Origin of the sequence: Vibrio tapetis subsp. tapetis, assembly GCF_900233005.1 — a bacterium.
GTDB classification, from domain to species: Bacteria; Pseudomonadota; Gammaproteobacteria; order Enterobacterales; family Vibrionaceae; genus Vibrio; species Vibrio tapetis.
Map to the genome: position 1 here is coordinate 1,833,372 of NZ_LT960612.1, position 21,782 is coordinate 1,855,153.

22 protein-coding genes and 3 pseudogenes are annotated in these 21,782 nt (G+C 50.5%); 21 read left to right on the forward strand and 4 right to left on the reverse strand.

Annotation, left to right across the window (positions count from 1 at the left end; genetic code table 11):
- Positions 1 to 11 precede the first annotated feature (11 nt).
- Both VTAP4600_RS25205 and VTAP4600_RS25210 read right to left on the reverse strand, forming a co-directional pair.
- On the reverse strand, positions 12 to 614 hold the full coding sequence (locus VTAP4600_RS25205) for a histidine phosphatase family protein (RefSeq protein ID WP_102525412.1): 603 nt from the start codon (positions 612 to 614) through the stop codon (positions 12 to 14).
- 207 nt (positions 615 to 821) lie between these two features.
- Positions 822 to 1,079: pseudogene (locus tag VTAP4600_RS25210) on the reverse strand (IMP dehydrogenase); the annotation flags it as partial.
- An 899-nt stretch (positions 1,080 to 1,978) separates the two neighbouring features.
- On the opposite strand from VTAP4600_RS25210, the pseudogene VTAP4600_RS25850 reads away from it, so the two are divergent.
- Positions 1,979 to 2,086: pseudogene (locus VTAP4600_RS25850) on the forward strand (DUF2753 family protein); the annotation flags it as partial.
- Here VTAP4600_RS25850 and VTAP4600_RS25220 read toward each other — a convergent pair.
- Positions 2,077 to 2,301, reverse strand: coding sequence for a type 2 periplasmic-binding domain-containing protein (locus tag VTAP4600_RS25220; protein WP_102525413.1), 225 nt, complete (start codon positions 2,299 to 2,301; stop codon positions 2,077 to 2,079). The pseudogene VTAP4600_RS25850 and the gene VTAP4600_RS25220 sit on opposite strands and share 10 nt — an antisense overlap.
- Positions 2,302 to 2,990: 689 nt before the next feature.
- Between VTAP4600_RS25220 and VTAP4600_RS25225 the strand changes: the two genes are divergently transcribed.
- On the forward strand, positions 2,991 to 3,206 hold the full coding sequence (locus VTAP4600_RS25225; protein WP_102525414.1) for a hypothetical protein: 216 nt from the start codon (positions 2,991 to 2,993) through the stop codon (positions 3,204 to 3,206).
- Here the strand turns inward: VTAP4600_RS25225 and VTAP4600_RS25230 are convergent.
- Positions 3,196 to 3,426 carry a helix-turn-helix domain-containing protein gene (locus VTAP4600_RS25230; protein WP_102525415.1) on the reverse strand — a complete coding sequence of 77 codons (231 nt, stop codon included), beginning with the start codon at positions 3,424 to 3,426 and terminating at the stop codon, positions 3,196 to 3,198. The genes VTAP4600_RS25225 and VTAP4600_RS25230 overlap by 11 nt on opposite strands.
- 580 nt (positions 3,427 to 4,006) lie before the next feature.
- Here VTAP4600_RS25230 and VTAP4600_RS25235 point away from each other — a divergent pair.
- The 19 genes and pseudogenes from VTAP4600_RS25235 to VTAP4600_RS25325 all read left to right on the forward strand — a co-directional run bounded on the left by VTAP4600_RS25235 (position 4,007) and on the right by VTAP4600_RS25325 (position 21,260).
- Positions 4,007 to 4,192 carry a TraY domain-containing protein gene (locus tag VTAP4600_RS25235; RefSeq protein WP_102525416.1) on the forward strand — a complete coding sequence of 62 codons (186 nt, stop codon included), beginning with the start codon at positions 4,007 to 4,009 and terminating at the stop codon, positions 4,190 to 4,192.
- A 291-nt stretch (positions 4,193 to 4,483) separates the two neighbouring features.
- Positions 4,484 to 4,987: a hypothetical protein gene (locus tag VTAP4600_RS25240; protein WP_102525417.1), complete on the forward strand. Its 504-nt coding sequence runs from the start codon at positions 4,484 to 4,486 to the stop codon at positions 4,985 to 4,987.
- Positions 4,988 to 5,312: 325 nt separating this feature from the next.
- Positions 5,313 to 5,600, forward strand: coding sequence for a type IV conjugative transfer system pilin TraA (traA, locus tag VTAP4600_RS25245; RefSeq protein WP_012396992.1), 288 nt, complete (start codon positions 5,313 to 5,315; stop codon positions 5,598 to 5,600).
- A 9-nt stretch (positions 5,601 to 5,609) separates the two neighbouring features.
- Positions 5,610 to 5,912, forward strand: coding sequence for a type IV conjugative transfer system protein TraL (gene traL, locus VTAP4600_RS25250; protein WP_012396993.1), 303 nt, complete (start codon positions 5,610 to 5,612; stop codon positions 5,910 to 5,912).
- 9 nt (positions 5,913 to 5,921) lie between these two features.
- On the forward strand, positions 5,922 to 6,497 hold the full coding sequence (gene traE / locus VTAP4600_RS25255) for a type IV conjugative transfer system protein TraE (protein ID WP_012396994.1): 576 nt from the start codon (positions 5,922 to 5,924) through the stop codon (positions 6,495 to 6,497).
- An 85-nt stretch (positions 6,498 to 6,582) separates the two neighbouring features.
- Entirely contained in the window at positions 6,583 to 7,275 is a 693-nt protein-coding gene (gene traK, locus VTAP4600_RS25260) for a type-F conjugative transfer system secretin TraK (RefSeq protein ID WP_012396995.1), read from the forward strand.
- Complete coding sequence (locus VTAP4600_RS25265; RefSeq protein ID WP_102525418.1) at positions 7,265 to 8,773, forward strand: TraB/TrbI/VirB10 family type IV secretion system protein; 1,509 nt, start codon at positions 7,265 to 7,267, stop codon at positions 8,771 to 8,773. The genes traK and VTAP4600_RS25265 overlap by 11 nt, the downstream gene beginning before the upstream one ends.
- Before the next feature lie 3 nt (positions 8,774 to 8,776).
- Positions 8,777 to 9,157: a type IV conjugative transfer system lipoprotein TraV gene (gene traV / locus VTAP4600_RS25270; RefSeq protein WP_012396997.1), complete on the forward strand. Its 381-nt coding sequence runs from the start codon at positions 8,777 to 8,779 to the stop codon at positions 9,155 to 9,157.
- A gap of 71 nt (positions 9,158 to 9,228) precedes the next feature.
- On the forward strand, positions 9,229 to 9,495 hold the full coding sequence (locus VTAP4600_RS25275) for a hypothetical protein (protein WP_102525419.1): 267 nt from the start codon (positions 9,229 to 9,231) through the stop codon (positions 9,493 to 9,495).
- A gap of 50 nt (positions 9,496 to 9,545) precedes the next feature.
- Positions 9,546 to 12,100, forward strand: a pseudogene (traC, locus tag VTAP4600_RS25280) (type IV secretion system protein TraC).
- Complete coding sequence (gene traW / locus VTAP4600_RS25285) at positions 12,051 to 12,818, forward strand: type-F conjugative transfer system protein TraW (protein ID WP_102525420.1); 768 nt, start codon at positions 12,051 to 12,053, stop codon at positions 12,816 to 12,818. Before traC ends, traW begins: the two are co-directional and overlap by 50 nt.
- Before the next feature lie 124 nt (positions 12,819 to 12,942).
- Positions 12,943 to 13,953, forward strand: coding sequence for a conjugal transfer pilus assembly protein TraU (traU, locus tag VTAP4600_RS25290; RefSeq protein WP_012397000.1), 1,011 nt, complete (start codon positions 12,943 to 12,945; stop codon positions 13,951 to 13,953).
- Between the two features lie 48 nt (positions 13,954 to 14,001).
- Positions 14,002 to 14,226: a hypothetical protein gene (locus VTAP4600_RS25295; protein ID WP_102525421.1), complete on the forward strand. Its 225-nt coding sequence runs from the start codon at positions 14,002 to 14,004 to the stop codon at positions 14,224 to 14,226.
- An 18-nt stretch (positions 14,227 to 14,244) separates the two neighbouring features.
- Entirely contained in the window at positions 14,245 to 14,952 is a 708-nt protein-coding gene (gene trbC / locus VTAP4600_RS25300) for a type-F conjugative transfer system pilin assembly protein TrbC (protein ID WP_102525422.1), read from the forward strand.
- A gap of 13 nt (positions 14,953 to 14,965) precedes the next feature.
- On the forward strand, positions 14,966 to 16,696 hold the full coding sequence (traN, locus tag VTAP4600_RS25305; RefSeq protein WP_102525423.1) for a type-F conjugative transfer system mating-pair stabilization protein TraN: 1,731 nt from the start codon (positions 14,966 to 14,968) through the stop codon (positions 16,694 to 16,696).
- A gap of 47 nt (positions 16,697 to 16,743) precedes the next feature.
- Positions 16,744 to 17,529: a type-F conjugative transfer system pilin assembly protein TraF gene (traF, locus tag VTAP4600_RS25310; protein WP_415239697.1), complete on the forward strand. Its 786-nt coding sequence runs from the start codon at positions 16,744 to 16,746 to the stop codon at positions 17,527 to 17,529.
- A 148-nt stretch (positions 17,530 to 17,677) separates the two neighbouring features.
- A complete protein-coding gene (traF, locus tag VTAP4600_RS25315; protein ID WP_102525425.1) occupies positions 17,678 to 18,091 on the forward strand; it encodes a conjugal transfer protein TraF in 414 nt (137 codons plus the stop codon).
- Complete coding sequence (locus VTAP4600_RS25320; RefSeq protein ID WP_102525426.1) at positions 18,088 to 19,497, forward strand: conjugal transfer protein TraH; 1,410 nt, start codon at positions 18,088 to 18,090, stop codon at positions 19,495 to 19,497. The genes traF (VTAP4600_RS25315) and VTAP4600_RS25320 overlap by 4 nt, the downstream gene beginning before the upstream one ends.
- Positions 19,498 to 19,499: 2 nt before the next feature.
- On the forward strand, positions 19,500 to 21,260 hold the full coding sequence (locus VTAP4600_RS25325) for a conjugal transfer protein TraG N-terminal domain-containing protein (protein WP_102525427.1): 1,761 nt from the start codon (positions 19,500 to 19,502) through the stop codon (positions 21,258 to 21,260).
- Positions 21,261 to 21,782 lie beyond the last annotated feature (522 nt).

The window sequence follows — 21,782 nt, forward strand, 5'->3', positions numbered from 1 at the left end:
TGAGTTCTCTGTTACGTAGGCCAATGCAGTTCAGGCCAAAGCTTGCCGTCGCTATCATGATAAACGGTTATCTTTATTTTTGCAGCGTACGGTATGGTAAGCCGCTGCAAATAAACTTCATTTTTGGCCAGTTGAAGTACTTGCCTGATGATTTGTTTCATCACCCCACCATGAGTCACAAGTAAAATCTTTTTACCTTTATGTTCTTCCAACATAGCAGCCCAAGCACTTTCAATTCGCTGATCGTAACTCTCGACCGTTTCTCCGTTAGGTGGTGTATTTTGCCATGGGGATGCCCAAAATTGGGTTAACGCTTCTTGCTGAGTATCCCAAATTTCTTGTTTTGGCTTGCCATCCCAATCACCAAAATGGATTTCTTTAAAATCGGCATTCATCACAAGGGGACAACCGCTTTGCTCACTGTATTCTAAAGCAAACTTCCGGCAACGCAGCAAAGGTGAACTCAGCACCACATCGGGTAACTCACCACCATTAACGGCAGATCGCATTTGGTTTAGCCCTTCTGCTGTTAACAAAAAGTCGGTATGTCCACGAAAACACGCTTCTCCTTCAGGAAGACCGTGCCTGAGTAGCTCAATGTGCGTTGTTGTCACTTAGTTTACCCTTTCGGTAGGAATATCATAAGATAATGCTTTGATTTCAGTTTGATAAGCTGTATCACTCATTTTTCGTTATCCTGATGATTAGAAGAGAAAGTACTTCCATTCATTACATTCCCCGATGGTTAGCAACGAATTGGTTAAAAAAGAGCCACTCTATTTAGTGGCTCGTGTTTGTTACCTAATCGTGAGAACTAACCGCTACTCTTTACCGAATACGTTATTCTCTTGCTCTTGCACACGGATGAAAGTCGTACGCTTAGTTAGCTCTTTAAGCTTTGCGGCGCCTACGTATGTACACGTTGAACGTACGCCGCCAAGGATGTCTGAAATAGTGTCGTGCACGCTACCACGGAATGGCAATAATACTGTTTTACCTTCAGCTGCACGGTATTTAGCTACGCCACCAGAGTGTTTCGCCATTGCGCTTTCTGAAGACATGCCGTAGAACTTAGCAAAAATTGGCATTAATCATTTAAAATCAAAAAGTTAAATAAATGAAACTGTATATACCAACAGCAGTAATGAGCGATTTACACCTATAAATAACGCTATTTTACAATGTATGCCGCCATTTTTGCCGCCACTTTTGCGAGCCAACCAAGCCGCTTAATTACTGAGCATTTACACAGCAAATACATAGCGAGTAGAATATTTACTTACACCTAACCCAAACGCCTTTGCTTGCTGCGTCTGGATAGGTCAAGTTCGGGGGGAACTTGCCTCCCTATCTTCAATACGGGCTCTAGCGGGGTGATTTGGCTAACACTATACCAGTAACTCAAGAGATGGTGCTTGAGTAAGAGCATGCCGAAAACGATAAAGCTTTAGATTTTAACGAGTATGACCTCGATGCTTTTGGAAAAATAAAGGTGTCCTATATGAATTAAGAAAGACTTATGTGGGTGATGAAGATCTTACATAATGCCGGCAGAGCGAAAAACCTGATGCTTAACAAGCTACATTTTTATGTAAAGTCTAACTGTAAAATGAGTTTTGAATAATTCAACAAATGACCATTTGTGCTATAGCCTCTTGCACAAATGAGTTAACGCACCTTTTCCCCATTGTTTGTTGATGCAATTACTTAGAGGCAGCTCATGTAATTGGGATGACAGTACCCATGTTTATGGTTAAAAGAGGCATTAAACGAAAGGATACTAAATAAATAAGCAAAGCGAATTTCAGGGTGTATTGGCATAGTTAATCGACGCGGGGGAAGTTAACATTTGCAGGCCTTTAATACTGGAGCGTTCGCTTAATACTAGATTTCCTGGTTTTTCATGAAAGCGCAGCTCGGCTTGTACCTCACCAACGATAGATAACCCAATACCTCCTACTGCCCATCGTTCATAGTATTTATGAAACGCCACCCAAATCCTGAAGTGGCTAAATTGGTACAAAACATCAATACCGCGTCGAGCTGTAACGTTATTGCTAAGTTCAGATTAAAGTGTTACTGCTGATCCATTAACTTGCGTCCTTCTTCAATCGCACTAATTAGGCTATTTTGCAAGATAGGAAAGCAAAGCTCACTAAACCATTTGTGTTCAGGATCACGGTGGCTTTTGCTATGCCATAACAAATAGTATTGGTGTGGTACTAGTGTTATTTGAATGGGCTTGAGCACCAAGTCGAACTGCTTCGCATAGTCGATACTAATATGCAGAGGGGCGGTCATAAGAGCATCAGTATTGGTAAGTATTCGAGAAGCAGACAAGAATGAGGCTGTTCTTGCGAGTATTTGCCTTTGCTTGTTGCTTCTGAACGCGTGTTAGTTTTAGTACGTCAATGCAACCCAAATCCTGAAGTGGCTAAGCTGGTTCAAAATATTAATACCGCGCCAGGCTGCAACGTTATTGCTAAATTCAAATTAAACTAGTTCACTGCCCTACCGATTCAAAGACAACCAAACACCAAAAAGGCAGCGTATTAACCGCTACCTTTTGCCATGTGACGTTATCACTACGAGATTGCCTAATGTTCTTCTAAGTTATTGTACAATAAGAGATCACGAAAAAGCTCCACCGACAATAGCGCCAGGGAGAAAATGGAAACAGATATTCAGAACTCCTGACAATACTGAGAATTAATTTTACGTGAATGATTTTATTGACTTTTTAATTTATAAAATTCACCTACTCACCGCAACCCTATGAGATTGGAACTTTATCTATCAATTTGCTTTTGAGCTAAAATTCTTGTTCAGTATCAGAACCGATCTCTAGTAGAGCTATACCAATAAGAAGCGGTTGAGGAAGTTCACATCGATTAAATCTTACGAAGTAAAATACTACACACTTTGTGACTCATAGTCCGTAGACCTTTACGTATCATCGCGAGATAATATGACTAAAGGAGACCTTTATTATGATAATTGATCATTACCCAGAATTTTACTATGAAGAGGAGTACAGAGGATACACTCTGTACGTTGAAAATAATCCTGACCAGTATAATGAGGGTTATGAATACTCTATTTCTGACGGAACGAGCATTTTAGAGCAAGGGCTAACTTTTGATGCTCAAGAAGCAATAAAAAGCGCCCAAATTTTCGTTGATTCTCTCGTCAAATCTAGCTCTTAATCTGAGATAAACGTATAAGAAAATCCGCTGAGTCTATTTGCAGAGCTCCCAATAACTTTTCGAGCGTATCTAAAGTGACATTACGTTGGTTACGCTCCACTCCAGAAATGAAGGTCCTATCAATACCTGATTTTTTTGCCAATTTATCCTGGCTAAGTCCAGACTCGATGCGTATTTCACGTAGTAGTAATGCGGTGTTTTTTCGAAGTGAATGATTCATATATAGCCAATTACCGATTTAAGTCACTTTAGTGTAATAAAAACAAATTATAAGACCACTGACTATAAGTCACATAAGCTTACTTACAAGCCAGATGTTGTGGCATAGGTCAAAATAGACCTCACGGCCTAATTAGGCGCTTCGATGACCAGCTACCACTCACGCTTGGTTCGTTACTTTCCTTTGCCTAGTAATATGCTTGGGTGGGAGTGACTTACAACATGTCAGCTAATTCTTTAACCACTAACATCAATTCGCTTAGTCAGTTGAGTACGTGCTCATGCTGGCCTCATCCCATGTCTTTAGCGCTTGCAGTCTATCTGGTGCAGATCATAAATACTCAACCGACACATTTTAGCGACATACTAATCAAATCCCGTCCCTACCAAAACTAACTGAACAGAAACCAACAAACTTGTGCGCCCAATTAGATAACAAACATTGTTTAGCGTTTTAACCTGAATTAAATTGCCTGTATGTCAATCGGTTTTACTTTGTATACCCGTAACTTGAAATAGTGTGCGACTAAACCATGGATATGTGAATTCAGATTTTTATATAAACCAAATAGGACAAACCTGTGCCTGAACAATCAAAGTCCATTAACGTAACTGTTGCAGTGCATGAGCACAACAATCGACTTTTAACCGCATCTGCAAAGAAGAATAGACGAGTAAAATTACGCGAAGCAGAAGCAAGGCTTGCGCATCATTTACACTTGTTTGGTGCTGATTGGGCGCAAGCCCAAATGCCCCATAAAAATTAGTTTTATTGTCGGGAATAGATTATTTCCGGCTCGATAACCAATGTATTCTCTATGGTTAACAATATTCCTTGAGCGCTAAGAAGGGCGCGGGCTGGAATCAAAACGAGTCCAAGAAATGCGTGCGAAACATCAAATTGGCTCAACCATAGAGACTCGCTGCTCTAGCCAAGTAGTATGAATTGTGTTCATACATAAGCAAAGAAACACAACACGGGTATTGAAAGGTACCCGCCTAATTTTAAGTGCAGATACTGCCTGCGCGTTAAAGTCAGCTGTTTAGGAATCCACCTCATGCTTAGGATCATGTACGGCATACTCCCTTTGGACAGCCAGTTAATGCTCGGCGACATGACAGAGAAAAAACAATGCAAAAACCTAGTGGGCTTTTCTTTTCAAGATAACGCCATCATCAATGTCAAATTCATTGCAGATACGGCCGAAGGACTCATTTTTGCCGCGTTGATTGTTCCTAATAGCAGAGTAAATTCGCCATCGTTTCATGGAAGGATTGAATCCATACAAATAGATGATCGGCAGTGCCGCTTTTCTACCGTCCGTAGCCAACTAGCCATACATTTAAACCGCATACCGATAACACGGCGCAAACCAACCCGTAAATCAAATCGTATAAAAGGTGAAACTCAATGGCGGAGCAACTCAGGAAAGAAACGATTCCGAAAAGAAAAAAACCTCACGTTAAGCAAGAGAAACTGGAAGCAATTTGTACGTAAACGTAAATCCGTGGTCAGCCTATACCTAAAAAATAAGGCAATGATAAGCACAGCCTCCGTTTAAAAATCAAATTACGTATACAAAGCGACGACCGGTAGAAATGTAGCCTCTGTTATTGGCGCTTCCACAATAAGGGGGATCCATGTCGTTCGAGTGAGTACCCCGAATTCGGATAACGTACTTCTTTTGCCTCTGCATGATGTCTTTTTATCGTGTCGAGACAAAAGGAACGCCGAAAAAGTGAATCTCTTGTCCTTTTGGCCACCTATGAACACAACGACTCACGCATATCGCCACCTGGCGGGGGTAAGAAAGGACTGGCAACCTTTTAATGCACCCCTTCGCCACGTTACTTCATGACGTTTACTCATAAAAAGGAAATCATCCAATGAAATGTAACTCACAACGCGCTCTGGCTGTTGGCGTGGCCGTCGGGCTTGGCGCCCTCTTGGTCACTCAACCCACGCTCGCCGCCGATTTGTTTGCCGGTGGCAAGCAAGCGGTCAAAGACACCGCCGGAAAAGGCTCTCTAGTCGAAACCGCCATGCTCGGCACTGGCCTACTTGGCGCCGTGGTCACCGGACTCATGACGCGTAACTGGTTCGCCGCCCTCGGCGGATTTGCCGGAGGCTCCATCTTATGGAACGTCGGCGCCCCAATGGTCGGACTCGGCTAAGGAGATCTCATGGAAGATCCTCATCAGTTTTTTGCGGTCCCCAAACACATGAACAAAGGACGCCGCCTCGTCGGCTTCCCCATGGATGAAGTGCTGCCAGCGTTTGTCACCTTTGGCCTCGCGTTTTGGCTTGGACACGAAATGATTGGCATGGTGATAGCCATGGCGTGGTTCGGGGGATTGCGCTACATCAAATCCCAATACGGGGATCACATCATCGCGCAAGCCAGCTATTGGTGGGGGGCTTCCTTTATGAAGCGCGTGTTATTCACGCGCACCCCCGCCGCCTCCAAACGCTACTGGATATATTAAAGGCCGTTTATGGACAGTTTCATCAAACAAGACAAACTGGCGATAAAAAGCCTGCTCAATCTTTTTTTGAGCCTCGGCTTTCTTGCCATGCTCCTCACCAATCTGGTGCTCGGTTTTTCGGTGTACCAAGCCCTCACCCATAAAAGCCGCACCCTTGTGCCCCCGGTGATATCAAAAGCCTTCTCTTTGTCGGACTCCCAAGTGGATGCGCCCTACTTAGAGCAAATGGCCGATTACTTTTTGTATCTCAAACTCAACGTCACCCCAGGCAACGTCGGTCGGCAATACGGCCAACTGCTGGAATACGTAGACGAAGGCAGTTGGGCCACCTTTCAACCCAATCTGCTGCGAGAAGCGGGCGCCATCAAAAAGGGCAACATCAGCAGCCAGTTCGCTGCAAGCACGTTCACGATTAACCTTGATGAGTTGAAAGTGCACGTAAAAGGAACGCTAACCAAACACGTAGGCACGCGCACGCTGCCCGCGGAGAGTAAATGGTATCAAGTCAACCTGACCTACCACCATGGCGTACTCGCCCTTCAATCCATCCAAACTCTAGAGGCCACCGACCATGCATCGCCCTAATGTCTTTCCCCCAACGCGCACTCGGTTTTATCCCCCGTTTTACACACGGTTGTGCTTACTGCTCTTTCTCTTGAGCACTCCACTCATGGCGCAAGCCCAAAACGCAGAAAAAGTGACTTACCCCTTTAGTAATGGCGACACCATCCCTTTATCTCTGTCTTCCATTAACCTCAACCGGCTCGTGGTGGCCAATGACCGAATTTTATCCATCGTGTGCCCGCAAGGCTTTTGCACCTCATCGGGCAACCAAAAAGACGCCTCCGGCTCCATCACCTTAAAAATCAACATTGCTCTGCCCTTTACCGCGCATTTGACCACCGAAAAAGGGCGCTTGTTCGCGCTGTTCATCAGCCCCAAAGCCACCCCGGGCTTCGTGTCCGAATTTACGTGGGCGCAGTCTCATTTAGAGCAAGACAGTGTCATGCAAACCAGCGCCGATTACCCCAAGGGCCTGACACGACTCACCAAGGCCATGATGCGCTTTGTCCATGACAAAGCGCCGATTGAGGGATTTAGCCAGCACCCGGTAGATCCCGCCACGTTACCAGACGATGACGCAGCGCTGGCCGTCATCCCCACCACCGTGTTTGTCGGCCGCGATTACTCGGGCATCATTTACACCCTGCGCAACCAAACCCAAACCCTTATGACGCTCACCACCGCGCAATTTTACAGCGATTCCGCGCGCAGTGCGGCGCTTGAAGCTTACGAGCTGGCTCCTGGAGCCAGCACCACCTTATACCTCATCACCGGGGGAGGCGCCGCGCATGTTCGATAACACCAAAGACCGATTAAGCCGCGTGGGACGCACCTTCTTTAAAGACCGTGACGGGGACTTTGACCAAGGCGAGCGCATCAACCAAGCCACGCACTCCCGCAACCTCATCATCACTGTGGTTATCTTGGCGGCGCTCGCCTTAGCGGGCGCGCTGGTCTGGCAAATGACGCGAGAGGCCACCTCGGTTGAGCCCGTCACCCAAGTGGGCTTTGGCGCCGTGGTCGGTGACGACTTCACCGAAAAAGACAACCAATCCGCCCTCACCGCGCAGCAGCTTAAAATCAACCAGCTAGAGCAATCCCTGATTAAGTTTGAAAGTACGCTGGGGCGCTTTGGCGACAGTCTCACCGCAGAGCTTAAAAACATCGAGCAGGCGAGCGCGCGCAATCAAAGCTCGACCTTGAGTGAGCTTGAGCGAAAAATGCAAGACAAACTGGCGGAAATCGACGCCCTCAAAACGCAACTCACCACGCAGTGGCAAGAGGCGAAGAAACCGGCAGGCCAAGGCGCGTCAGCCGACGTCTATTCTGGCCGAAATTTTGGGGAGTATGCCCTGCCCCCTCGCCCGTCGGTTCGTGATGGGCAAAACAACTCGAACATGGCGGACTTTCAATACCAAGGCAAAGACAACGTCGCGTTTGCCGCGCAAGGCTTTGACAGTTTCGAGTTCACCTGGGCGGCCAGTGAGCAAGAACGCGCCCCTCGGCGCACCGTTGATAACTACGTGCCAACCAGCACCTTTGTGACCGCGGTGGTCACCGGGGGCGCGGATGCGAACGCCGGTGTCTTAGGCCAAGGCGATACGGCGCCGCTGGTTTTCCAAACCCTGAACGCCGGCATTTTGCCAAACGGTAAACCGTCAAAATTACGCGACTGCACCGTAACAGGTTCCGTTTATGGGGAAATCTCGTCCAGTCGCGGCATTGTTCGCACCCACCGTTTGAGCTGCATCCAGCCCAGCGGCGACATCTTAGACGTGCCCGTCAAGGCCACCGCGTTTAACTTTGGTCGCAACGGCATTCGAGGCACGACGATATTGAAAAACGGTCAAATCGTTAAAATGGCCGGGATATCAGGCATCCTTGAAGGATTAGGCGGCGCCGGCAAAGCCCTGTCACAAACCACTACCCCGACCGCGTTAGGGCCAAGCAGCAGCGTCAGCACCGACAAAATCGGCCTGAACTTACTGGGCAGTGCCACCCAAAGCGTCGGCAGCAAACTGGCTGACTATTACATCCAATTGGCGGAGTTGTATCACCCCATCGTGGAAGTCAACCCGGGCGCCATCGTGAACCTGGTGTTCTTGGAAGGCTTCCCGCTTGACCCCGTCTTGGCCCAAGCCTACGAAACCGAACTGGAAGAAAAAGCGCACGCCGCTTCCAATACCAACCACATCATGGACGTCATCACCAATGCGCCGACGAGCGCCATCAACCCCCTCGCCGATAAGCTCACTCAACAAGGGCTTAACCAAACCGGCTTTGGACGACAGGAGTAACACATGAAGCGCATCATAATCAGCCTCACTTTGCTGACCTTATCCGGCTGCGCCGCCGGATTGGATGGCGACTACGGCTGCAAAAAAATAGGCGGCACATCGAGCTGTACCACCATGGACGACATTAGAAACAACCCTTACGGTCATGCCGGTCAAGAGCATGGCGACGCCATCTTGACCCCCACCGCGCCCGCCTCTTTTACGCTGCTGCCAAGGCGAGACCGACATGGCCAGCCGACACGAAGCCGTGAGCGAGTCAAAAAGGTGACCATTTTTCCTTTTAAAGACCAAGATAACGACTACGTTGACACCATGGATGTGTATTTCGTGCTCGATGACAGCCAATGGTCAGGGCGCCCCGCCCCGGCCATTTGGCAAGATTAAAAGGAGAAAAGAATGCAATCCTTCATAAAAAAGGCGTTCATTGTCGCCACTTGGGCTAAGGCGCTCTGTTAATGAGCGCCTTAGCCCAAGTGGCGCAGTACGTGCTCAGCACGAACTCGGCCAGAGCCCACACCTATACGGTCTACCTTGAGCATCAACCGTGGCCTCATCAACGCCTTATTGACGCTTTACGCGAGCTAGAGCGGTGCGAACTCGGGCAACCTATCAGCGAAGACGCCACACACCCAATCATCAAACCCGTTAACCTCTACGAGTGCCTGAAAAAACAGGCTTCAATGAACTCTCGGCCGCCATTAAGCGCTCCGATGAGGCCATGATGCCCGTCAGTTGGCCCTTATCCCTTTTCTGGTAACCCCACGGAGTCTCCATGTTTTCTCAATCCACCTCCGGCTTATCCCGCCTCTTTACCGAGGCCAAAAAAGCGCAAAACCACCTACACCATGAACTGCCGTATCGAGAGCATGACGCCATTGACCGCGTTTTTCGCAATCAACATGCTCAAGGCTTTGGCTTTCGCCTCAGCATTCTGGGCGGCGCCAATGACACCATCATTCAATCGCTCAACAAATTGGTGGCCGATTTACCGCAAGGCGACAAATGGGACTATCAATTGCAACTGTTTGGCCACAATCGAGTGGCGCATTATCTGGAAAGCAACGAAGCCTTACTCAGTAAACGCGGCGGCGTGTGCGCGAAAATGGCAAGAGATGACGCGATTTACGCGAATTACGCTGCCCAAGCCGGCTTTTTTCATCGACAAAAAAACAGCCATTTCGATTTACGCGATTATGATGCGTTTATGTTTGTCTCAACCTGCGAAGACGAACCCCAAGCCTTGCTGGATGCGCGCATCACGCTGGAGACCGGGTTGATGCAATTGGGGTTTGATTTGCAACCGCTGACCCCGGAGGCGCTGCTCACTCACGTGGGCGATGTGCTTAATTTTGATCCCAATCAAGACCGCCCACAGCTCAAGTCTTATCACCCTTTGGAGTCACTGCACCGCCAAGCGCTCGCCCCTGACACGGAAATGATGACGCACCGTGAGTACATTGATACGCGCCACACCAACGACAAGGGCGAAGAAACTCGCGGACGCATTGTGAACATGGGCTTATCCAAACTGCCCGGAGACTATCGTCTGTACGCGCTGCCAGAGTGTTTTTCGTCGTTAAGAAACGTCTCCCGCTCCATCAAATGCCCCCATATGCTGACGCTCAACTTTCGTCATGAGCCCACCGGGAAACAAAACGCCAGTAATGATGCCAAAATCAAAGATTTGACCAAAACGGTGGAGTCAAAAATGGCCCTACTGGCGCCCACCGCCAAAGACGAGCTGGCCGAGCGCAAAGCCATTCAAGCGGGATTGCTGGGTAAATCTTTCACCATCGCCAGCATGGTCTTGACCGTCACGCTGTTCACCAACCGCAAGGAAGGAAAACAGCACACCCAAGCGGCCAGAGAAGCGTTCAGTAACGCCGGTCTCGATATCGCCCCCCTCAAAATGCTCCAGCCTCAAGCCTTGCTCAGCATCCTGCCCTTCATGATGAGCGAAGGGCTTTGGGAGGATTGCAAGCGAGTCGGCCGCACTCGCACCGTGAAAAGCTCCAATCTGGTGAACTTTTTCCCGGTGGTGCTGGATTTTCGCCAGCTCAAAGGCGGCATGCTGCTTCCGACCATGCGACAGCAGATCTCATTTTTTAACCCCTTTACCTGTGGCAGTGATAACCAGAACATTGCCCTGACGGGCGGCTCAGGGGCGGGCAAAAGCTTCTTTGTCCAAGAGATGGCCGAGAACGTGTACGCCATGGGGGGCAAAGTGTGGATCCTCGATAAAGGCGCCAGCTACAAAAAGCTCACCTTGAGTTTGGGCGGCACCTACATGACCCACAACAACATTTACTTAAACCCGTTCACTCACTTAGGGAAAATGGCCGACGCCCAATTTGAGTTTGTGGACGACGACGGCACCGCGGTGGATCCGATGATGGAAGCGCTGGACAACATCACGGCTTTATTCGCCACCATCGCCTCGCCTTATGCGCCCCTGTCCACGTTCCAACAAAGCGTTTTGGGCGACGCCATTGTCCAAGCGTGGGAAGCCAAAGGCGTAGACACCTTGGTGGATGATGTCAGGGATGCCCTCATCGACATTGCCGGCGAAGAGCAAGACCGCCGCATCAAAGACATTGCGGTGCAACTGAAAAAGTATGGCACCGATGGCACGTATAGTGATGTGTTTAACAAGCCGTCCATGCTCGATCCTAAAGTGGAATTCACCACCTTGGAGCTCGATGGCTTTCCGCCTGCGGTGTTAAGACCGGTGATTTTCGCGCTCATGGTGTCGATTAATCAGCAAATGTACTTATCCGGCTCTCGCTCTACCCCGAAGCTGTGCATCATTGAAGAAGCGTGGAGCTTGTTGAGTGGCGCCAACGAGCAGGCGCGCGAGTTCATTAACACCGGCTATCGCACCGCTCGAAAATTCGGTGGCGCGTTTTGCACCGTCACGCAAGGCATTGAGGATTTCTTTAGTAGCGAAGAAGCCAAGGCAAGCTACAACAATTCCGACATTCATATCTTATTACGACAAGGAGCCGGCTTTGATAACTACCTCACCGACAACCCCAACGTGTTCTCCTCCTTTGACCAAGCCATCATCAAGGGGTTTGAGAAATCCAGCGAAGCGGGCTACAGCTGCGCGCGCATCAAAGCGGGTGGACACGTTACCTACCACCGCTTTTCGCCTCCCCCGTCAAACGCGCCATGCTCTCCACGGAGCCTCACGAGTTTGAGTATTGTGAAAACTTGGTGCAAGCAGGCCACGCTTTGGAGTCGGCCATTGAGCAAACGTCCATGCACTTTTACGGCGATGAAATCCACGCCTTCCAGCAAGCCATCCATCAAACGGGCGGTGCCTAGCAAACATCGCGGTAACACGTGGCTTTTGGCCGCAATTTGGGTAAGTTGGCTCTGGGTGGGGGTAACTACTCACAGTCAGGCCAAGGATTTTGGCCGGGTTGCCCCCGCCTTTCCCATTGGGGAAATCGACATGCTGGACTGGATAGAGCACCGATTAAAACAATTTGAGGCCAACGGAAAGATGGCCGACCTACAAGACACGTTCACCCAACGGGTCAAAGCCAGCATCCAAACCCCCACGCCCGTCCAAGGGCTGTTAACCACCACCTCGCCGCGCACCTTTTATGTGGATCCCAGCGTGACGTTAACCAAAGACTTACTCGTTCCCAATACGGGCCAGCGCATTGCCAAGGCGGGCACGCGCATCAACCCGTTCGATCCGACAACGTGGCCAGCCATTGAGGGTCAATCGGTCTTACCCAATTTTGAACTCAGTAAAGTCTTGGTGTTCTTTGATGCCCGCGATGCCAAGCAGCGGCGGTTTGCCAGTCAATACACCCACACCAAACCGATAAAATGGGTGCTCACTGGGGGCAGCCCTAACGCCATGGCCGCCTTAACCGGTCAGCAATACTATTTTGCGCAGCAAGGGTTTCTCACCAAGCAATTGCACATCACTCACCTTCCCGCGATAGCCTATCAAGAGGGCACGCGCTGGCGCATCGACGAAGTGGATGTCTCTGGCTTGATGCGTTTGGAGAAGACACCTTCCCCTTGATTATGCTTCCACTGCGACCCTTTTTTCTATCAACTAAGCTCGCTTTTGGCTGCGATAATGAGGCAACGCCTCTTGTTGAGACAAAAGGAGCACCACGCGCAGCGTGGATACTAAGGACACGCCTATGCACCGCTTACTGTTGCGCTCAACACTTGCCCTCCTACTCGTGTTAAGCGCCCCCTCTACGCTCGCCGCCGGCCCCGCCTGCAAGAGTCGTTTTATCAACCCCATTACCGATATTTGCTGGGACTGCTTGTTTCCGATGACGATTGGCGCCGCCACCGTATTGCCTTCCAAATACCCCGACACCCGCAACCCGTCTTTTCCGATTTCCTTTTGCCCCAAGCCGCCGCCGATATTCATGCAAGTGGGCATCAACATCGGTTATTGGGAGCCTTATGCGTTAACGGACATCACGCGCGTCCCTTATTGCATGGTCAACATGGGCATTGAAATGGGGGGCGCCAATAAGCAAAAAATAGGAGGACGCATCACCGCGCGCGAAAGCGACAGCAGCGATGGCGGTTTTTATCACGCCCATTGGTACAAATACCCGCTCATTTACTGGTTACAACTGATGCAATCGGCCGCGTGCATGGCGACCGATAGTTTTGATGTGGCTTATCTCACCGAAATTGACCCCATTTGGGACGACGATGAGCTGGCCCTGGTGCTCAACCCCGAAGCGTTATTGTTTGGTAATGTGGTGGCGCAGCTTGCGTGCGTGCCAGAGGCCATGCTCACCTCGACCAATTCATCCTTGCCCATTGATGCCCTGTTTTGGTGTTTGGGCTCCCAAGGCAGTGCCTATCCGTTAACGGGCACAACGAACTATCGAGACACGCCCATCCAAGCGGCCACCCTGCTGATGGAAAGGCTCAATTACAAATTGCACCGCCAAGGCATGGTGTGGGAAACGCGTGGTGAAAGCGGGGCGATTTGTTACCAATATCCAGACCCACTGCTGCCCAAGTCTCGATACCGCTATCAAATGTCCGCGCCCATTGCGGACGCACAATGGTGTCACCCTTACACGACCACCACCACGCTGTGGGAGGCCGGTCATGATAACCCCGTCACCGGGGATAATTTTGGCTTTGTTCAATGGCGAAAACGCAATTGCGTCTTTTTATAGCGACTATACTTAATTGTTTTCGTTAAAAGCCCAACCAAGGAGCACAACATGAGCACCATCGGTCTTGATGAACACACCCTGTTCATTGCCAGTAGCCTTGACTCTTTAGATGATTTTTTAAAAACCTCTCTGTCAGAGCAAAAACACGTGTATTGCAACTTTCCCTCGGCGTACTTCAATTACATGCTCAGCCGAGAGCTTATGGCACGGCAGATATTGTCCATCAGTTTTCAGGACGCTCGCACGTTTTACCCGCCTTTTGACCCCAATTAACCGCATCAGGAGACACTCATGCGCCCTCGACTCTTACGCAAAGCCTGTCGCTTTGCGCTGTGGGCCTGCGCGCTCACAAGCCCGCTCACCCACGCGTACACAAAAGAAGAACTCCAAGCCTTTCAGGACATCGAAAGGCGCCTAGCGGAGCGCCCCGACGACGCCATCATGGCGCAATCCAAAACCTTACATGACCAAGCCAACGCATTCCAATATGACGCGCAACAAGCCAGTAAGGCCGCGGGGCGCAAGCTTAACCCGCAATCGCTCTCCCCCTTACTGGATACCCCATCCGCTCAGACCAATCCAGAGCAAGCGCCCAAAGGCGTGATGGTGTTTGTGTCATTAACCATGCCAGACACCGCCCTCACTCAATTGCTCAAACAAAGCGAGCGCACCGGTATCCCCTTGGTGATACGCGGCGTCCTGCCACAAGGCTTTACCGCGACCGTAACGCGCATTCAAACCCTCATCAATCAAGGCAACCGCCCAGCCATTCGCAGCGGTTTCTCCATCAGCCCAGATTGGTTTCGGCAATTTGATATCCAGCAAGTGCCCACGTTCGTGTCCATCAAACCCGGACAATGCCAACCCAAACAATCTTGCCTGCCCACCGATTATGATGTGGTCACGGGCAATATTTCGTTGTATCAAGCCTTAGAGACGCTAGCGCAAGGCGACACCCAACAGGAGGTGGCGACGCTGCTGCGCGCACTCGAGCATTAAAAAAGGAGCGCTCATGCGCACATTCTTGCCCCGCTTCATCACACTATTATGCCTTTGCTCTCCCATGCTCACTCACGCCAATCAAGCGCAAACCTATAACGACAGCGCCCAATGGGCGAAACACACGGCCAACCAAACGCTCACCCCAAGTGCGTTGCCCTTAAACGCCAAAGACTATTGCAAGGACGCCGCCTGTAAAAGCGGTGTGGATAACCCCAAAGAGTCCCAACTCGATGACAGCACTATCAATAGCCAAAAGGCGCACGCCTTTGCCACCAATGACATCGCGCAAGACATCACCCACAACTTTAACCAAGGTCGGCCTGACATTAAAAATGACCCCGCCATGAGATTTGCGCTGCTTGGCCAAGAGAACGCCTTTGAGGTAACGCACGGCATCTCCAATGCCTACGTGGATTGCAAGAGCGGCTCTCAATGCGTCATCGACCCTGTCCCAAGGCAATGCAATCAACCCACACGAAAACAGGTTCCTTGCGAGAAAGTCCCCATTGCCTCTGTGACCGTGAGTCCCGTCATTTTCATTTGCCCTCAAGGTTGGACGAATCAAGGACGAGACTGCACGAGGCAAATCACACAATGCCGTTATGACGCTCGCAACTCTGTCTCCGCTAGCGGAGGCAACTGCGGGAGACTTGGGGGCGAATGGATGATATGGGATGGGCGTCGCGTTCAGAGCGGAAAATGGAAAGGGAAAGAAAAATCGGATCGAAACTATGATTGTCGAGGAGGCCGGCACAGCGGCTGGTCAACCACTTGGGAGATTTGTGGGCTGGTTAATGAAACCATGCCCGCCACGCTCACCTGCCAAACAGGCTTCTCTCTTTCAGGCGGTAATTGCATCAAAAACACCTTCAGTTGGTCACCGCAATGCACGTTAATTAAAGCCTGCAAACCCATCAGTGAAACCTGCATTGAGGGGGAAGAAACACGGATAGTCAATGGGATCCCCACCACGTTGCCTTGTTGGAAGTACCAAATTAACCATGAATGCAACACGACAGATACTTGCAAGCCACTGCCCAACGACTGCACAACCACAGAGAAACGATGCAGCTTGAAGCAAAATGGCGTTTGTGTCGAAGAGGAAGTGCAAAAAAGCTGCCCTGAAAAAACCTGCCATACCACGGCACTCGAATGCGGTGAGCAGTCTTTTTGCTTGGATGGGGATTGCTACCAAGAAACGCCGAAGCTTAATGTCAACTTCGATAAATCCGTGGCCGCGCTCGCAGGCCTTGCCGAAGCGGTCAAAGACGTGGGCTCACCGCCCAAAATCTTCACAGGAAAACCGATGCAATGTGAAAAGAAAATCGCCGGCTTTAATGACTGCTGCAGCGATTCAGGTTGGGGGCAAGGCTTAGGCGCGAAATGCAGTGAGCAAGAGAAAGCCTTGGGCAAAGCCAAAGGAAAAGGGCTCACGCTGTATGTCGGCGAGTTTTGCGCAAAAAAAATCCTCGGCGCTTGCTTACGACACAAGCGCAGTTACTTCGTTTACGACAGTAAGTTGGCCAAAATCATCCAACAACAAGGGGCCATGAGTCAGCTTGGTAAAGGACTAGGCTCTTCAGAGCGCCCCACTTGCGCGCCATTAACCCCCGAAGAGCTCGGTCAAATCAATTTTGAACACATTGACTTTGCCGAGTTTTATCCAGAGATGAAAGGCAACACAAACTTACCCAACTTTGATGAAATCAAAAACCGACTTCAAAGTGCCACGGGCGGATAAACCGCCCTTCCATCCACGCCATGCTCCCATCCGTTTAACCAAGGTCTATGATGATGAAAAAACACCTGATGGCTATCATTACCCTAACGCTGCTTGTTCATGGCCAGTCCGCTCTCGCCAATGACGCCCCGTTAGGGTGGCGATGGTATAACGAACCAAAAGCAATCACCGAAACCCCCAAACCCAAGCCACTGCCAAGCAATACCCAAACCACGGTGTCACCGCCGAGCCCCCTCTCAGCCACGCAGCAAATGGACTGGTTCCATACCATGCACGATGAAGCCAAAAACGACGCGTTCATTCACCCAAAAGACAAAGAGAAACTGGCGCACTTCTTAGCCCTGAACCGTTTCATCACCGCTCAAACCGATGAGATTGGCATGACCTTTAAAGCGGTCCTACTTGACAAGCCTGAGCTGTCTTACACCAAAGACCACCCAACAGAGCAAGCGGCCAGACAGCCCTATCTTGCCCTTGAAACACAAAAGAAGACGGACGCCGTCAAGCAAATGCAACAGGAGGGATGGGGTTTCTTCTTTGTCTACGAAGGCCGCGATGCCCTTACCCAAAAATTAGCGCCCTCCATTCAAGCCTTTGCCGACGAGCATCACTTCGATTTGCTGGGCATAAGCACCGACCAGACCTTCATCACCAACCTAAAAGAAAACCGGCACAACCAAGGAAAAGTGACCGTGCCCTTTACGCCGGCTTTGATTTTGGTGCACCCGGAGACGGGGGAGATGAAGCCATTGGCCTATGGCTGGATAAGCCAAACCGACCTTCTTGGGCGGTTTTACAACGTGGCCACCGACTTTAAAGCCTCCGACTTTTAACAACGAGAATGTTTAATCCACTAAAAGTAACCACAGTCCAACAAACACCAACAACGCGACGCAAAAGCCCACACCGATTATCACGTTCACCACAAAAAACCGCTGTCCATTTTAAATCCCTTTTGTTTATTTTCATCTTGGAGTCTTCATGAATGTTATTCGCCCTATCCTGCTGGCGCTCCTACTGAGCGTCAATAGCGCGCACGCCGCCATGCAAAACCAATACGCCCTGGTGTTCTTTTTTGATAGTACCTGCATCTACTGCCATCGACTGACCCCCAAAGTCCAACAAGCCAGCCTCGACTTTGCGCTGCCAATCTACGCTTTTTCCGTGAACGGCCAAGGCATTCCAGGCTTTGAGGTACCCATTCCCGTCACGCATGACATCGCCACCACCTTTTTCCCGCAAACCACCAAGCCGGTGATGCCCGCGACGTTCTTACTCAACGTCAACAGTCGTAAGTTCGCCAAACTCAGCATTGGCGATGTCGCTCAAAGCCAGCTCAATCAAAGCATACAGCAAGTGCTCAGCGATCCCACCATTCAAAAGGCCCTACAATGATGCGCTCATTTACTCACCGCTTATGCACATTTTATGTGCATAAGCGCCTCTTTTCTTTATTATTCTTAAGCTTAGCTGCCCCCGTTACTTGGGCCGACACCAATAACGCGTTGGCGCGCTTTTTTGATGCCACCAGTTATCAAGCCAACGTCAGCAACCCCACCGCGTATCAAGGCCAAGCGGCAAACTACTACAGTGGGGGCAGTCTTTTCGTGCGCACGAAGATTGTTGATGCGCAATTGGTCAGCGTCACCGTGCCCGCCATCAGTGCCGGTTGCTCAGGCATTGACATGTTCATGGGCGGGTTTTCTCACATCAAATCCGACCAATTGGTGAAGCTGGGCAAAGCCATCATTCACAATGCCCCGCCTTTTGTCGTGAATTTGGCCCTGCAAACCTGGGCGCCGCAGCTCAAGCAAAACCTTGACCAGTTGCAAGCGACCCTCGACAAATACCTCAACCAATCGGTGAACTCCTGCCAAGCCGCGCAAGCGGCCATTGGGGGACTGGCGGCGTTTGCCGCGCCCGCCACCAAAAAACACGTCTGCGCCACCTTAGGCACGCAAAACAACGCCTTTTCAGATTGGGTGGAAGCGCAGCACCAATGCGGCGCCGGAGGACAAGCGGCGGGGCAACTGGCGAGCGCCAAAGGCGATGCCAGCTTAAAAGACATGACCAAAACCAATCACAACGTGATTTGGTCCGCCATCATGACCAACCCCTTCTTAGCCGCAGACACAAAACTGGCCGAATTCATGATGAGCCTGTCGGGCACTTACGTGTACGACCAAAACGGCAAGCCCCACTACTACCCAAGCTTGCTCACGGACAACAATAACCTCATTCAAACGCTGCTTGAGGGCGGAAAAGGCGACATTTACCAATGCAAGAACACGGGCAAAGACGCCTGCGTCACTCTGACCAAGACAACCGCCCTCACCATCAGCAAAACCCATGGCATTGAACGCCGCATTCGCGCGATATTAGAAGGGCTACTGCGCACCATCCACAACGACCAAGCCTTGACGAGCCAGCAAAAGGGCTTTTTGGAGTTCACCCAAACCCCGGTGCTGAAATTTTTCATTGATGCGACCGCCACCCAACAAACCCCGGATTTGGGGCACTACGCGCGCATGATGTCGGTCGAGCTGTTAAACCAATACTTAACCAACATGCTCGCCATTGCCCGGCAGTCTCTCCACAACACCAACAATGACCTAAAAGACATCGAACGCATTACCCACGACATCGATAACGCCAAGCGTTTCACCGATGGGTTGGCGGACAAGGCCATTCACGCCTTGCTGAACAAGAATGCGCTCATTGCCTCAGAAAAAGAGACGCCGAAAGAAACGCGAAAAGCAATTCAAAAGCAGACCCCACCCACATCAACCTATGGACAATAGCCATGAGAACCCTGGAATATTACACCTACACCGGCTCTGAGGTCGTGGCCAAGGCGCTGAACGCCTTAGCCACGTTTTTTACCACCGCCACTTTTGGCAGCTTCTTACAAATCTGTTTGGGACTGGGGCTCATCAGCAGCTTGTTCATGTTCATGCTCAGCCGTAACCCCAAAGATTTGATTAAATGGGGCGCGGTGTTTTTTCTGGTGCCGTTATTGCTCATCAACATGAAAGCGCGGGTCCTGGTGATAGACAAAACCGAGCCGGGCAAGTTTTTCACCGTGGATAATGTGCCTTATCTGGTTGCGCTGCCCACCTATTTCTTTTCTACCGTCATGGTGGGCATGGCCGAAGGGGTCGAGGCGATTTTCACCACCTCCGATGATGAGCGCTATGGCCGCACGGGCATGATGTTTGGCTCTGAGCTGTATCAGCTTTCCAGACAATCCACCGTACAAGAAGTGGCGTTAAAGAAAATCTGGAACGACTACTTTGATAACTGCATGATTGGCGATGTGCAAATCAACAACAAGTACAGTTGGGATACCCTTTTTTCCAGCCCTGACATTTTTGCGATGTTAGACACCGTAAGACAAAGCCCTCTACGGGCGGTCTTTTTAGACGAAGGCGCGGGTAAGATGAGCTTTAAAACCTGCGCGCAAGTCTACCCCATCGTCAGAAAACGCTTCACTGACGCCGCCGGAGGCAACCTCACGGCGCTGGCGCATCACCTGTTAGGGAAAAATGCCGCCAAGTACAAGCCTCAAATCGCGCTGTCGCTTAAACGCAGCTACGATAAGTACGTCAACATTTCCACCTCAGCGTCCAACAACATCAGACAAAACATGGTGATGAACGAAGTTCGTTATAACCTTGACCGCCTTGATCCGACGCAAAGCGCGCTCAACTACGCCTACACCCAAAACAAACTGCAAACCACGTCCATGTGGGCCTCGCTTGGTCTCATGGCTCGCGAATACCTCCCGATGCTGCACACCCTGATTTTCATGCTGTTTGCCTGCTTGGGTTTCTTTATTGCGGGCGCGGCGGTCATCCCCGGACTGACCGCGCTGGTCTTAAAGAATTACGTGTCCACCTTCGCGTACTTATCCACGTGGCCGACCTTGTTTGCCATCATTAATGCGCTGCAATTGTGGGGATTGGAATCCTTGTCCACCGATGTGTCTGGGCGCTTTGGGGGGCTGGTGCTCTCCAACGCGAACGCCATGGATGAGCTTCACAGCCGCTTTGCTTGGATGACGGGCATTCTCATGATAAGCGTCCCGGCCATTGCTGGCGGCCTTCTCAAAGGAGGTCAAGCGGTCATGTCCAGCATGAACTACCAACTGGCGGGCATGATCAACTCAACCAACGCCCGCGCAAGCGCCGCGGCGGCCAGTGGCAATTTGGATTTTGGTAACATGCAGATGGACAACCACAGCATGAACAACACCAACGCCAACAAATTTGATGACAACACCTTAACCAACACCGGGCACACCTACACGCAAAAAGGCGATGGCTCCGTGAGTACCCAACACGCCGATGGCCGCATGACCTATGACAGCAGCCAAACAACCAGCCGGGGCAACATCAGCGCCAACACCCCAAGCCTGGTGCAAGAAACGGTGCAAAACGCGGGCAGCAGTACGCAACAATCGCTAGACCAAACTACCAGGCATCTGGGCCAAACTCTGAAAGCGGGGATGGAGCTTATTGAGCGCTGGAATGACCGCCTCCAACAGAACCTTTTTTATAGGTGAAGGGGCGGTCGACGGGGGTAAACCTTTCAAGGGGGGAGGAGGGGCAATGAAAAAAAAAGGAATTCGGCCATTTGGTAAACGTCCGCCCAAAAACAACCGGCGGGAACCAAAAAAACCAATTCTGGGGGGCGTATCTTTCAAAAGCGTTTACAAGTGCGGGCCGCGGAAAGGCCGGGTTTTTTGGCCGGGGGCGGGAAAAAAAGGCGGACGTGGTGGTGGCCCTTTACCCCCGTGTTGGAATTTTTGGGGGCGTTTAATGTGGGGGGGGGGGTGAAAAATTTCTTATAAAAAAACAAAAAAAGACGGGAAGTTGCCTTTATACTACCAAAAAAACTAAGAGGTGGCCCATAAAAGCCACACCACCCTCGCGGGCGTGATTTTGTTGGATGGGCTAGGACTCCGCGTCCCGCGCGTCTGGCCTTGGTATTTTCGGGCTGGGCGGCGAACAGGGGGGGGGGTTTCCTCTCTTCCCATTTCCTTGGTTGGATTTGTGTGTGGTCGCTACATAAAGAATATGTGTGA